This is a genomic window from Stenotrophomonas sp. 10N36 (genome assembly GCF_056395005.1).
This window is the reverse complement of sequence record NZ_JBFTIS010000010.1, coordinates 153,774-167,724: the sequence shown is the minus strand read 5'-3', so window position 1 is coordinate 167,724 and position 13,951 is coordinate 153,774. Positions and strand designations below refer to the sequence as shown.

Sequence of the window (13,951 nt, the reverse complement as noted above, 5' to 3'; positions counted from 1 at the left end):
GCATGGGGCCCAGCACCCGACCCACCGACGGCCATCAGAAACGCTCGGCTTCCCCCTGCTCACCGCAAGCCGAGCCCCGTAGCGGCCGGTAGGCTCCTGGGCAAAATAAAGGAGGAGGCCGCGCCCTGCGGCCGGGGGACATTTGCGCCAGGGGCCTACCGGCCGCTACGGGGCCCTGACGCGTGCGGCAGACCTGAGCGAAGAGACGCCTTCCTTCCCCAGCCAGGGAGCATGGAGCAAGACGCGCGCCCTCCAAAAAAACGGGCCTTTCGGCCCGTTTTCGTTGTTGCCGCTACCTGTATCGATCAACCACCGCCACCGCCACCGCCGCCACCAGCATGGATACCACCGGCCGTCAGCGCGGCCGGATCCAGCAGTTTGCGCAGCTCGGCCTCGGACAGCCCGCTGTCTTCCAGCGCCACGTCCAGCACAGGGCGCTGCTCCTTGTAGGCGCGCTTGGCGATTCCCGCGGCCTTTTCATAGCCGATGATCGGGTTCAGCGCCGTCACCAGGATCGGGTTGCGGTCCAACGCCTCGCGCACCCGGTCTTCCCGCACCGTCAGGCCGGCAATCGCGGTATCGGCCAGCAGGCGCGAGATGTTGGCCAGCAGGCCGATCCCATCGAGCAGGTTGGCCGCGATCAGCGGCAGCGTCACGTTCAACTGGAAGTTGCCGGTCTGGCCGGCCACGGTGATCGCGGTGTGGTGGCCGATCACCTGCGCACACACCATCACCGTCGCCTCGGGAATCACCGGGTTGACCTTGCCCGGCATGATCGAACTGCCCGGCTGCAGCGCCGGCAGCTCGATCTCGCCCAGGCCGGCCAGCGGACCGGCATTCATCCAGCGCAGGTCGTTGGCGATCTTGATCAGCGCCACCGCCAGCGCGTTGAGCTGGCCGGACAGCTCCACCGCGTCATCCTGCGCGGCCAGCCCCTCGAACTTGTTCTCGGCACTGTCGAACTTGACCCCGGTCTGCTGCTTGAGCAGCTTGGCCACGCGTTCGCCAAAGCGCGGATCGGCGTTGATGCCGGTGCCGATCGCCGTGCCACCCAGCGGCAGCCGGCGCAGCCGCTTGAGGCTGTCTTCGATGCGCTCCTGCGCCGACGACAACTGCGCCGACCACGCCCCGAACTCCTGCTCGAAGGTCAGCGGCATGGCGTCCATCAGGTGGGTGCGCCCGGTCTTGACCACCTTGCGCAGGCTGCGGCCCTTCTTGTCGATGGTCTTGCGCAGGTGCACCAGCGCCGGCAGCAGCTGTTCGTGCACGCCCAGCAACGCCGACACGCGCAGCGCCGTGGGAATCACATCGTTGGAGCTCTGCCCCTGGTTGACGTGGTCGTTGGGATGCACCGCCAGCTTGCCCGCCTTGCCCGCGCGGTTGGCCAGGGTGGCAATCACCTCGTTGGCATTCATGTTCGACGACGTGCCCGAACCGGTCTGGTACACATCGATCGGGAAGTGCGCATCGTGCTGGCCATCGGCCACTTCGACCGCAGCCGCCTCGACGGCCTTGCCGATGTTCTTCGGCAGATGACCGAGCTCCACGTTCACCGTCGCCGCCGCGCCCTTGACCAGGCCTAGCGCGCGGATGAAACCGCGTGGCATGCGCTGCCCGGAAACCGGGAAGTTGTTCACCGCCCGCTGCGTCTGCGCGCCCCACAACGCATCACTGGGCACCTGCAGTTCGCCCATGCTGTCGTGCTCGATCCTGAAACCCTTGCTCATTGCATTACTCCGCGATTCTTTCGGTAGGGAAAGGGAACCTGCGGCTGGCAACGGGCCTGATTCCCTGGCTGGCGGCTCTGCGCACAATACTCCCACCGTGCACCGAAACCCAACAGCGCGGGTGATCGGCTAGACTCGGGATTCGTGTCCATTCAGAAAGATCTCCGCCCCCATGGGTGACGACCCTCACTGTAGTTCCTGGCGCGCCGCTGCGCGCGCACCCCGGCGTGCCCCTTGCGCCCACGCGGTTGCCTCCCTGCCTGCTGCGGTTGTACCGCGGGGCACACGATGATCGGCAACCTGCTCCTGCTGCTGTTGGCGTTCGGCCTGGTGCTGCTCAACGGCTTCTTCGTGGCCGCCGAGTTCGCGCTGGTCAAGCTGCGCCATACCCAGGCCGTCGGCCTGGCCGAACGGCACGGCTGGCGCGGCCGCCTGCTGCTCAACGTGCACTCCCACCTGGATGCCTATCTGTCGGCGTGCCAGCTCGGCATCACCCTGTCCTCGCTGGGCCTGGGCTGGGTCGGCGAGCCGGCCTTCGCGCACCTGCTGCAACCGCTGTTCGATGCCTTCGGCATGAGCGCCGACGCCTCGCGCCTGACCGCTTTCATCATCGCCTTCAGCGTGATTTCCTTCCTGCACATCGTGCTGGGCGAACTGGCCCCCAAGTCGATGGCGATCCGCCGCCCGGACCGCATGTCGCTGTGGACCGCCGCGCCCCTGTACCTGTTCTACTGGGCCATGTACCCGGCGATCTGGCTGCTCAACAACAGCGCCAACGCGCTGCTGCGGCTGGCCGGCTGGGGCGATGTTGAACACACCTCGCACCGCTACTCGCGCGAGGAACTCAAGCTCATCGTCGGCCGCCAGCAGCCCACCGACAGTGCGCCCGACCACGGCCTGACGCTGATGAGCCACGCGCTGGAACTGCCGGAGCTGGTCGCCGGCGACCTGATGCGCCCGCGCGACCATATGCGCTCGTTCCGAGACGGCATGGATCTGGCCGAGGTGATGGCTGAATTCGCCGAAAGCCGCTACAGCCGCTACCCGTGGTTCGACCGCGACGGCGAGGATGTGCTCGGCATCCTGCATATGAAGGACCTGCTGGTCGAGATCGCCCGCGGCAACCCCACCGACGATCTGCGCCCGCTGCTGCGCCCGGCCAACCTGATCGCGCTGGAGACCCCGGTGCCGCTGGTGCTGGAACGCTTCCGCACCGGCACCACGCATCTGGCGCTGTGCGTGGAGGAACATGGCCRCATCCTGGGCTACTTCACCCTGGAAGACCTGCTGGAAGTGGTGGTGGGCGACATCGAGGACGAGCACCCGCATATCGTCAAGGACGCCCCCACCCGCGGCGCCGATGGCAGCCTGCTGGTGGCCGGCTCGACCTCGATCTTCCGGCTGGAACGCCTGCTCGGGCACGACCTGGAGGCCCCGGACCACCTCAATTCGGTCGGTGGGCTGATCGTCCACCAGTTGCAGCGCCTGCCTGAAGAGGGCGAGCAGCTGGTGATCGACGGCCACCAGTTCACCATCAAGCGCATGGTCGGCCACCGCATCCAGGCCGTCACCGTACGCATGGCACAGGCCGAGGCCCCCGGGGCAGCGTAGAATGACGGCCCCCGCCGTCATTGCCCTGCGCCCGCCATGTCCGAATTCGCCCTGCTCGCCCTGTCCCCGCTCGATGGCCGCTACGCCGGCAAGGTCGACGCACTGCGTCCGATCTTCTCCGAATACGGCCTGATCAAGGCCCGCGTGAAGGTCGAAGTGGAGTGGCTGCTGGCCCTGGCCAACGAGCCGGGCATCGTCGAACTGGCGCCGTTCTCGGCCGCCGCCAGCGCCCGCCTGCGCGCCCTGGCCGATGATTTCGCCCCCGCCCACGCCGCGCGGGTGAAGGAAATCGAGCGCACCACCAACCACGACGTCAAGGCGGTGGAGTACTTCATCAAGGAACAGCTTAAGGCCGACGCCGAGCTGGGCCCGGCGCTGGAGTTCGTGCATTTCGCCTGCACCAGCGAAGACATCAACAACCTCAGCTACGGCCTGATCCTGGAACAGGCCCGCCGCGAAGTGCTGCTGCCCAGCCTGGACGGCGTGACCGCCAGCCTGCGCGCTCTCGCCCATGCCCAGGCCGAACAGCCGATGCTCTCGCGCACCCACGGCCAGACCGCCTCGCCCACCACCCTGGGCAAGGAAGTGGCCAACGTGGTGGCGCGCCTGGAGCGCCAGCGCAGGCAGATCGCCGCGGTGGAACTGACCGGCAAGATCAACGGCGCGGTCGGCAACTACAACGCCCACGTCATCGCCTACCCGGCGGTCGACTGGCCGGCCTTCGCCAAGCGTTTCGTGGAAAGCCTGGGCTTGGTGTTCAACCCGTACACCACCCAGATCGAGCCGCACGACAACGTCGCCGAAATCGGCGATGCCGCGCGCCGCGCCAACATCATCCTGATCGACCTGGCCCGCGACATCTGGGGCTACATCTCGCTGGGCTACTTCAAGCAGAAGCTCAAGGAAGGCGAAGTGGGCTCCTCGACCATGCCGCACAAGGTCAACCCGATCGACTTTGAAAACGCCGAAGGCAACTTCGGCATCGCCAACGCGCTGTTCGAGCATTTCAGCGCCAAGCTGCCGATCAGCCGCTGGCAGCGCGACCTCACCGACTCCACCGTGCTGCGCGCGGTCGGCACCGCCTTCGGCCACACCCAGGTCGGCCTGGATTCGCTGGCCAAGGGCCTGGGCAAGCTGACCGTGAACCCCGAGCGCTTGGACGCCGACCTCAACGCCGCGTGGGAAGTGCTGGCCGAAGCCGTGCAGACGGTCATGCGCCGCTACGGCCTGCCCAACCCCTACGAACAGCTCAAGGCCCTCACCCGCGGCCAGGGCATCACCGCCGAATCGATGCAGGCCTTCGTCGAATCGCTGGACCTGCCCGAAGACGCCAAGCAGAACCTGCGCGACCTGACCCCCGGCGGCTACATCGGCCTGGCGGCGGACCTGGCCAAGGCGATCTGAGGATCGCGCCACCCGCATCACCCCAGAAGGGACGCCGGCACTGCCTGCGCCCCTTCTTCGTTGTGGGCTGGGGCAGCCGGGCAGAGCCCGGCGCTACGGGGCGTTTCGGTGCAATGCGTTACCGGATCGGGACCCCTTCTCGGCAGTCGGTTGGGACCCGACCCTACCGGGCCATGCATCGCCCGGCCTTGCATCGCCGCGAAGCCACGGACGAAACCGGCCGCGGGGCATCGCCCGAGCCGACGTCGCCCGGTGCGGGACCCGCGCATATCCCCGCATGACAAAGGCTGCGGACATGCCCGCCGCCGACCAACCCACCCGGTAGGGTCGGATCCCGATCGACCGCCGATACTGCTGATCAACGCGACGAACGCATGACCTTGGCCGGAGAGGACGGGCGCTGGCGTCGGCATCGTCTCTTTATCGCCACGGGCCATAGAGCAGCCGGGCAGAGCCCGGCTCTACGGCGCGTTTCATTGCAATGCGTTACTGGATCGGGACCCCGTATCGGCAGTCGGTTGGGACCCGACCCTACCAGAGCCACACATCACCTCTGTCGTACTTCGCTCACCGCGCACGTCACGTAACAACGCAGGCCACTGACCCGCCTTACCTGCCGCCCACACCGGATACCGTCCAGAGGTGGCCGGGCGGCCTTGCCCAGGACCGTGTGTTGCCATGGATGGCAACACCGAGCCCCCAGGGACGGGTTTACGGCGTGTCCTGGGCAAGGCTGCCCGGCCACCTCCCGCCGCAGTCAGTCAAGGCGCTGCTCTGGACGTCGCTCTGGACGTCGCTCTGGACGTCGCTCTGGACGTCGCTTTGGACGTGGCTTTGGACGTAGCTTTGGACCTGGCCTTACGCCTCCAAACTCCACCCCCACCACCCCGCGACACCCCACCGCAGGTGCACATCGGCCCCAACCAGCGGACAATGGCCCCGCTCGCGCCGGCCACCTGCCGCGCCCCCGCTTTCCGTCTACACGCTCCAAGGATTCCCCCATGGCTGCCCGCACCACCAAGACCCCCGTCATCGAAATCCAGGCCCGCCCCGGCCTGCCGCTCGGCATGCCCGCCGCCGTCTTCCTGCGCGACTACTGGCAGAAGCGCCCGCTGCTCATCCGCGGCGCCTTCCCCGATTTCGAAACCCCCGTCCAGCCCGAAGACCTCGCCGGCCTGGCCTGCGAAGAAACCGCCCTGTCGCGCCTCATCACCCATGACCGCGCCACCGACGGCTGGAGCGTGCGCACCGGCCCGTTCCAGGAAGACGAATTCCCCGGCATGCCCGACCACGACTGGACCCTGCTCGTCCAGGACGTCGACAAGTGGGACGCCGACGTCCGCGCCCTCGTCAACCACTTCGACTTCCTGCCGCGCTGGCGCATGGACGATGTGATGATCAGCTTCGCCGCCACCGGCGGCTCGGTCGGCGCCCACGTCGACCAGTACGACGTCTTCCTGCTGCAGGCCTACGGCCACCGCCGCTGGCAGATCGACGCCAGTGAATCCACCAAGGGCAAGCGCCCCCCGCTGGACTTCCGCGACGACGTCGAACTCAAGCTCCTGCGCCGCTTCAAGCCCACCCACGACTGGGTGCTGGAACCGGGCGACATGCTCTACCTGCCGCCCAACGTCCCGCACAACGGCGTGGCCGAAGACCCCTGCCTGACCTTCTCCTTCGGCATGCGCGCCCCGGCCTCGGCCGAGCTGATCAGCGACTACCTGGACACCCTCATCGAAGGCGCCGACGAGTCGATCCGCTACCAGGATCCGGATCTCAAGCTGCCCGAAGACCCCAACGAAATCGACGTACTGGCCATGAACCGCGTGGTCGAGGCGCTCAATGCCATCCGCATGAACGACCCCGACAAGCTCGGCGACTGGTTCGGCCGCTTCATCACCACCTACCGCGCCGCCGGCGACGTGGTGGCCGGTGCCGACCCGCTGCCGCGCGAAGAAATCGAGGCCGCGCTGGCCACGGGCCTGGACCTGCAGCGCCACCCGTGGGCACGCATGGCCTGGCGCCGCGCCAAGCGCGGGGCCAGCCTGTACTGCAGCGGCCTGGAGTTTGCCCTCCCGGTCAAGGATGCGCAGCTCCTGGCGGCCACCGAACAGCTCGGCGGCCCGCTCTACCTCAAGCTCTCGGCCAAGGGCCGCGACGCCGTGCAGGCCCTGGTGGCCGGCGGCTATTACCAGCTGTTCGACCCCAACGCCATCGACGAGGATTTCGATGACGAAGAGGACGAAGAGGACGGCCACTTCGCGGAGGACGCCGTGGTTGACGGCACCGACAGCATCGAGGTCATGCATGACGCCACCGTCGAGGCCGACGTGCATGAAGTAACCATCCACGAAGATGGCATCGAAGTCATCGTCGATTTCGACGACAGCGACGACCAGGACGACGGCAAGCCCGTCTGAGCATGGCGCCCCGCTTCCAGGTCGACGTCGTGGACTACCCGACGCAGCGCGAGGCGCTGCATCGGGTCCGCCAGCGCGTGTTCGTCGAGGAACAGCAGGTGCCCGCCGCGCTGGAAATCGACGCGCTGGACCCGCTCAGCGCCCACGTCCTGGCCCGTGGCAGCGACGGCGAACCGATCGGTGCCGGGCGGCTCACCCCGGACGGCCGGATCGGCCGCATGGCGGTGCTGGCCGAGTGGCGGGGCCGCGGCGTCGGGGAGGCCCTGCTGCGGGCCCTGATCGACACCGCGCGCAGCCGCCATTGGCGGGAAGTGAGCCTGCACGCCCAGCTGCCGGCCCAGGTGTTCTATACCCGCCAGGGCTTCCTGCCCGAGGGCGAGGTCTTCACCGAGGCCGGCATCGCCCACCAGCACATGCGTCTGGCGCTGGACGGCGCGGTGGCCATCGACAGCGCCGACCAGGCCGTGGCGATCACCACCGCCCTGGTCCACCGTGCCCGCCGCCAGCTGTGGCTGCACAGCCGCCAGCTCGACCCCGGGGTGCTGGATGCCCCGCCGGTGCTGGAGGCGCTGCGCCGGTTCGCCACCGCCCGCCACGACAAGCAGGCCCTGTTGATCGTGCACGACGCCGCCGCCATCACCCAGGCCGGCTCACCGCTGCTGGGGCTGCTGCAACGCCTGCCCAGCGTGTTCCGGATCCGCCAGGTCAGCGACCCGATCGACCGCGCGTCGGCCTCGGCCTGCCTGCTCAACGATGCCGGCGACTACTACTTTCGTCTGAGCGGACACCGTTTCGACGGCGAAGCCGGGCTCGCGCTGCGAGCACGTTCGCGACCGTTGCAGGACGGTTTGCAGCGCGTATGGGAACGTTCGCGTGAATGCAGCGAACTGAGGGCAATCGGTCTGTAGCTCACGCCACGGGCTCGAACCTGTCTGGGAATGACACCGCAGGCCCTGCCACGGTCCCTGCGGTGCCCCTTCCTGTCCCGATGGGGGTACAATTTGGGGAGTTAGATACCGCCCGCGCAGGGCTATTCACTTTTCCCTGCCGGATCATCGAAGCCTTACCCCACAAGCGAATCCGACCCTCCATCGTGGACAATCTACTGAAGCAGTTTGCGCAGTCTTCGCAGCTCGCCGGCGGCAACGCCTCCTATATCGAGGATCTGTACGAGCAGTACCTCGTTTCTCCGGACAGTGTCGATCCCAAATGGAAGACCTACTTCGACGGCTTCAAGGGCCGCGAAGCCGGTGACATTCCGCACTCGGCCGTCATCGCCCACATCACCGACGCTGCCAAAAACGCTGTCAACAGCGGTACGGCCACCGGTGCCGGCGACGAGCGCGAGCGCAATGTCGGCCGTCTGATCACCGCCTACCGTTCGCGTGGCCACCTCGGCGCGAGCCTGGACCCGCTGGGCCTGACCCCGCCGACCAACCCGCCGGACCTGGGGCTGCCGTTCCACAGCCTGTCCGAGAGCGACCTGGGCAGCGAGTTCAGCACCGGCGGCATCGCCGGCCAGCCGCGCATGAAGCTGCGCGACCTGCTGGAGCGCCTGAAGAAGACCTACACCGGCTCGATCGGTGCGGAATTCATGCACATCTCCGAGGTCGAGCAGCGCCAGTGGCTGTACCAGCGCCTGGAAACGGCCGGTGGCAACTACAACCTGGATGCCGACACCCAGCGCCGCACCCTGGAACGCCTCACGGCGGCCGAGGGCCTGGAGCGCTACCTGCATACCAAGTACGTGGGCCAGAAGCGCTTCTCGCTGGAAGGCGGCGATGCGCTGATCCCGATGATGGACACCATCATCCGTGACGCCGGCAAGGATGGCGTCAAGGACGTGGTGATCGGCATGGCCCACCGCGGCCGCCTGAACGTGCTGGTCAACACGCTGGGCAAGAGCCCGCGCAAGCTGTTCGACGAGTTCGAAGGCAAGTTCGAGCACGACGAGCACGCCTCGGCCGGCGACGTGAAGTACCACATGGGCTTCTCGGCTGACGTGTCCACCCCGGGCGGCGCCGTCCACCTGGCGCTGGCCTTCAACCCGTCGCACCTGGAAATCGCCGACCCGGTCGTGGCCGGTTCGGTGCGTTCGCGCCAGGAGCGCCGCGGCGATACCGCGCGCAAGCAGGTGATGCCGATCCTGATCCACGGCGACGCGGCCTTCTCCGGCCAGGGCGTGGTCATGGAACTGTTCCAGATGTCCCAGGCCCGCGGCTTCGCCGTTGGTGGCACGGTGCACATCGTGGTCAACAACCAGGTCGGCTTCACCACCTCCAACCCGCTGGATACGCGTTCCACGCGCTATGCCACCGACGTGGCGAAAATGATCGCCGCCCCGGTGCTGCACGTGAATGGCGATGATCCCGAAGCGGTGGTGTTCGCTGCCCAGCTGGCCTTCGAGTTCCGCCAGAAGTTCGCCAAGGACGTGGTCATCGATCTGATGTGCTACCGCCGTTGGGGCCACAACGAGGCCGACGAACCGGCGATCACCCAGCCGCTGATGTACCAGGTGATCCGCAAGCACCAGACCACCCGCGAGCTGTACGCGGCCAAGCTGGAAGCCGCCGGCGTGATTCCGGCCGACGCCGGCAAGGCGCTGGTCGATGCTTACCGCAACAAGCTTGATGCCGGCGAAGTGACCACCGAGCTGGCAGCGGTCGAAAAGACCCCGGCCACGAGCAAGATGTACGTCGATTGGCCCGCGCTGCTGAACGGCAAGCTGTCCGATGCCATCTCCACCGCGGTGGGCATGGAGAAGGTCAAGCAGCTGGCGAAGCTGATCAACACCGTGCCCGAAGGCGTGGAGCTGCACTCGCGTGTGGCCAAGGTGTATGACGACCGTCGCAAGATGGCCGCCGGCGAGATCCCGGGCGACTGGGGCTTTGCCGAGAACCTGGCCTACGCCACCGTGCTGGACGAAGGCAACAGCCTGCGCCTGGTCGGCCAGGACGTCGGCCGCGGCACCTTCACCCACCGCCACGCGATCCTGCACGACCAGAAGACCGACAACTACTACCTGCCGCTGCGCCAGCTGGTCGAGTCGCCGGAACAGGCCACCATCATCGATTCGCTGCTCAGCGAAGAAGCGGTGATGGCCTATGAGTACGGCTTCTCCACCACCGATCCGAACACCCTGTGCATCTGGGAAGGCCAGTTCGGCGACTTCGCCAACGGCGCCCAGGTCGTGATCGATCAGTTCATCGCTGCCGGCGAAGCCAAGTGGGGCCGTATCACCGGCCTGACCCTGCTGCTGCCGCACGGTTACGAAGGCCAGGGTCCGGAGCACAGCTCGGCGCGCCTAGAGCGTTTCCTGCAGCTGTGCGCGCTGGAGAACATGCTGGTGTGCGTGCCGTCGACCCCGGCGCAGGCGTACCACATGCTGCGTCGCCAGATGCGCATGACCACGCGCAAGCCGCTGGTGGTGATGTCGCCCAAGTCGCTGCTGCGCCACAAGCTGGCCGTGTCGAGCCTGGAAGAACTGGCCAATGGCGAGTTCCAGCACCTGATCGGCGATGCCAACGCAGACGCCAAGAAGGTCAAGCGCGTGGTGCTGTGTTCGGGCAAGGTCTATTACGACCTGCTGGAAGACCAGACCAAGCGTGGCCAGGACGATGTGGCCATCATCCGCGTCGAACAGCTGTATCCGTTCCCGCGCGCGCTGCTGGCTGCCGAACTGAAGAAGTACGGCAAGGCTGCCGATGTGGTGTGGACGCAGGAAGAACCGCAGAACCAGGGGGCGTGGTACCAGATCCGCCACCACCTGCAGTTCTGCCTGGCCGATGGCCAGAGCCTGCACTACGCCGGTCGCGCCCGTTCGGCATCGCCGGCCGCTGGACACATGGCTGACCACATCATCGAACAGCAGAAGCTGATCGCCGATGCCCTGGTCAACCCGTTCAACGACTCGGTTGCTGAATAACCTCTCCCCCTCATTCTAGAAAAGACAAACCAGGAAGCTCCCGCATGGCCACCGAAGTCAAAGCCCCGGTACTGCCCGAATCCGTCGCCGACGGCACCATCGCCACCTGGCACAAGAAAGTCGGCGATGCCGTCAAGCGCGATGAAAACCTGCTTGATCTGGAAACCGACAAGGTCGTCCTGGAAGTGCCGTCGCCCGTCGATGGCGTGCTGAAGGAGATCAAGTTCGAGGTGGGCGCCACCGTGACCTCCAGCCAGATCGTGGCCATCATCGAAGAAGGCGCCGTGGCCGCTGCCCCGGCTCCGGCTGCGGAAGAGAAGAAGGCTGACGCCGCACCGGCCGCTGCTGCGCCGGCCGCCGCTGCTGCCCCGGCACCGGCTGCAAAGTCGGCTGCCGACGGCCTGCCCCCGGGCGCTCGTTTCTCGGCGATCACCGAAGGCGTGAACCCGGCCGACGTGTCCGGCACCGGCCGTCATGGCGCGGTGACCAAGGAAGACATCGTCAACTTCGCCCGCAGTGGCGGCGCTGGCAAGGCCGCCGGTGCGCGTCCGGAAGAACGCGTGCCGATGACCCGCATCCGCAAGCGCATCGCCGAGCGCCTGATGCAGTCCAAGAACAGCACGGCCATGCTGACCACCTTCAACGAGGTCGACCTGTCCAAGGTCTCGGCCGCGCGCAAGGATCTGCAGGACGAGTTCGTCAAGGCCCACGGCATCAAGCTGGGCTTCATGAGCTTCTTCGTGAAGGCCGCCGCCAACGCGCTGCAGCGCTTCCCGCTGGTCAATGCCTCGATCGACGGCGACGACGTCATCTATCACGGCTACTCGGACATCTCCATCGCCGTGTCGACCGACAAGGGCCTGGTGACGCCGGTGCTGCGCAACGTCGAGCGCATGTCGTTTGCCGACATCGAAAAGACCATCGCCGACTACGCCAAGAAGGCCCGTGACGGCAAGCTGAGCCTGGAAGAACTGCAGGGCGGCACCTTCACCGTGACCAACGGCGGCACCTTCGGCTCGCTGCTGTCCACGCCGATCATCAACCCGCCGCAGAGCGCCATCCTGGGCATGCACGCCATCAAGGAACGTCCGATCGCCCAGAACGGCCAGGTCGTGATCGCGCCGATGATGTACCTGGCGCTGTCCTACGACCATCGCATCATCGATGGCAAGGATTCGGTGCAGTTCCTGGTGGACATCAAGAACCAGCTGGAAAACCCGGGCCGCATGCTGTTCGGCCTGTAACACCTGCCACCCCTCCGCGCCTGCGCGGAGGGGTGTTGGTTTTACGGCACTGCACCGCACTGCCCTGCTCTCTCCCCGGCGCCTGCGCGCCACCGGCTTCGACCGAAGCTCGGGAATGCAACAAGGACTATTTCAATGGCTGAACAATTCGACGTCGTCGTCATCGGTGCCGGTCCGGCCGGCTACCACGCCGCCATCCGCGCCGCGCAGCTGGGTCTGAAGACCGCCTGCATCGACGCGGCCCTGGGCAAGGACGGCAAGCCGGCCCTCGGTGGCACCTGCCTGCGCGTGGGCTGCATCCCGTCCAAGGCGCTGCTGGATTCCTCGCGCCAGTTCTGGAACATGGGCCACATCTTTGGCGACCACGGCATCAGCTTCAAGGACGCCAAGATGGACGTCGAAGCGATGGTTGGCCGCAAGGACAAGATCGTCAAGCAGTTCACCGGCGGCATCGGCATGCTGTTCAAGGCCAACAAGGTCGCCGCCTACTACGGCTTCGGCGAACTGCAGCCGGGCAACGTGGTCAAGGTCACCCAGCATGACGGTTCCATCGTCGAGCTGAAGGGCACCAACGTCATCATCGCCGCCGGTTCGGACTCGATCGAACTGCCGTTCGCCAAGTTCGACGGCGACACCATCGTCGACAACGTCGGCGGCCTGGACTTCACCGAAGTGCCGGCCCGCCTGGCCGTGATCGGCGCCGGCGTGATCGGTCTGGAACTGGGCAGCGTGTGGAAGCGCCTGGGTTCGGAAGTGACCATCCTGGAAGCGCTGCCGGAGTTCCTGGCCGCCGCGGATACCGAAGTGGCCAAGGCGGCCGCCAAGGAATTCAAGAAGCAGGGCCTGGACATCCGCCTGGGCGCCAAGGTCTCCAAGGCCGAAGTGACCGCCAAGGGCAAGAAGAAGGAAGTCGCCCTGACCTACGCCGACGCGGAAGGCGAAAAGAGCCTGATCGTGGACAAGCTGCTGGTGGCCGTTGGCCGTCGCGCCGCGACCAAGGGCCTGCTGGCCGAAGGCACCGGCGTCAAGATCAACGAGCGTGGCCAGATCGAAGTGGACGACCATTGCCACACCGGCGTCGACGGCGTGTGGGCGGTCGGTGACTGCGTGCGCGGCCCGATGCTGGCGCACAAGGGCTTCGAGGAAGGCATCGCGGTTGCCGAGCTGATCGCCGGCCTGCCGGGCCACGTCAACTTCGACACCATTCCGTGGGTCATCTACACCGAGCCGGAGCTGGCCTGGGTTGGCAAGACCGAGCAGCAGCTGAAGGCCGAAGGCATTCCGTACAAGGCCGGCAGCTTCCCGTTCGCCGCCAACGGCCGTGCCGTCGCCATGATCGAGCCGGCCGGCTTCGTCAAGGTGCTGGCCCACGCTGAAACCGACCGCGTGCTCGGCATGCACCTGGTGGGTGCCAACGTGTCCGAACTGGTGCACGAAGGCGTGCTGACCATGGAGTTCAACGGCTCGTCCGACGACCTGGCGCGCATCTGCCACGCCCACCCGTCGCTGTCCGAAGCGGTGCACGACGCGGCCATGGCCGTGACCAAGCGCGCGATCCACAAGGCGAACTGATCGCCCTGCGGTACGTGTAACGAAAAACCCCGCCAAGGCGGGGTTTTT

At 66.8% G+C, this 13,951-nt stretch carries 8 protein-coding genes; 7 read left to right on the top strand and 1 reads right to left on the bottom strand.

All coding sequences use genetic code 11. From position 1 onward, the window contains the following. Nucleotides 1-305: 305 nt before the first annotated feature. Nucleotides 306-1,727, bottom strand: a complete 1,422-nt coding sequence (locus tag AC1DCJ_RS12070) for a class II fumarate hydratase (protein WP_478071052.1) — start codon at nucleotides 1,725-1,727, stop codon at nucleotides 306-308. Nucleotides 1,728-2,015: 288 nt separating this feature from the next. On the opposite strand from AC1DCJ_RS12070, the gene AC1DCJ_RS12065 reads away from it, so the two are divergent. The 7 genes from AC1DCJ_RS12065 to lpdA all read left to right on the top strand — a co-directional run bounded on the left by AC1DCJ_RS12065 (nucleotide 2,016) and on the right by lpdA (nucleotide 13,903). Further along, nucleotides 2,016-3,338, top strand: coding sequence for a hemolysin family protein (locus AC1DCJ_RS12065; RefSeq protein WP_478071051.1), 1,323 nt, complete (start codon nucleotides 2,016-2,018; stop codon nucleotides 3,336-3,338). 36 nt (nucleotides 3,339-3,374) lie between these two features. Next, the gene (gene purB, locus AC1DCJ_RS12060; RefSeq protein ID WP_141056857.1) at nucleotides 3,375-4,742 is read left to right on the top strand and encodes an adenylosuccinate lyase; all 1,368 of its coding nucleotides are present in this window, start codon (nucleotides 3,375-3,377) and stop codon (nucleotides 4,740-4,742) included. 1,001 nt (nucleotides 4,743-5,743) lie between these two features. Beyond that, nucleotides 5,744-7,162, top strand: coding sequence for a ribosomal protein uL16 3-hydroxylase (locus tag AC1DCJ_RS12055; protein ID WP_478071050.1), 1,419 nt, complete (start codon nucleotides 5,744-5,746; stop codon nucleotides 7,160-7,162). Between the two features lie 2 nt (nucleotides 7,163-7,164). After that, nucleotides 7,165-8,070: a GNAT family N-acetyltransferase gene (locus AC1DCJ_RS12050; protein WP_478071049.1), complete on the top strand. Its 906-nt coding sequence runs from the start codon at nucleotides 7,165-7,167 to the stop codon at nucleotides 8,068-8,070. Nucleotides 8,071-8,255: 185 nt separating this feature from the next. Beyond that, complete coding sequence (locus AC1DCJ_RS12045; protein ID WP_313422308.1) at nucleotides 8,256-11,087, top strand: 2-oxoglutarate dehydrogenase E1 component; 2,832 nt, start codon at nucleotides 8,256-8,258, stop codon at nucleotides 11,085-11,087. Between the two features lie 44 nt (nucleotides 11,088-11,131). Beyond that, on the top strand, nucleotides 11,132-12,331 hold the full coding sequence (gene sucB / locus AC1DCJ_RS12040) for a dihydrolipoyllysine-residue succinyltransferase (protein ID WP_141056854.1): 1,200 nt from the start codon (nucleotides 11,132-11,134) through the stop codon (nucleotides 12,329-12,331). Nucleotides 12,332-12,466: 135 nt separating this feature from the next. Further along, nucleotides 12,467-13,903, top strand: a complete 1,437-nt coding sequence (lpdA, locus tag AC1DCJ_RS12035) for a dihydrolipoyl dehydrogenase (RefSeq protein WP_478071048.1) — start codon at nucleotides 12,467-12,469, stop codon at nucleotides 13,901-13,903. Nucleotides 13,904-13,951 lie beyond the last annotated feature (48 nt).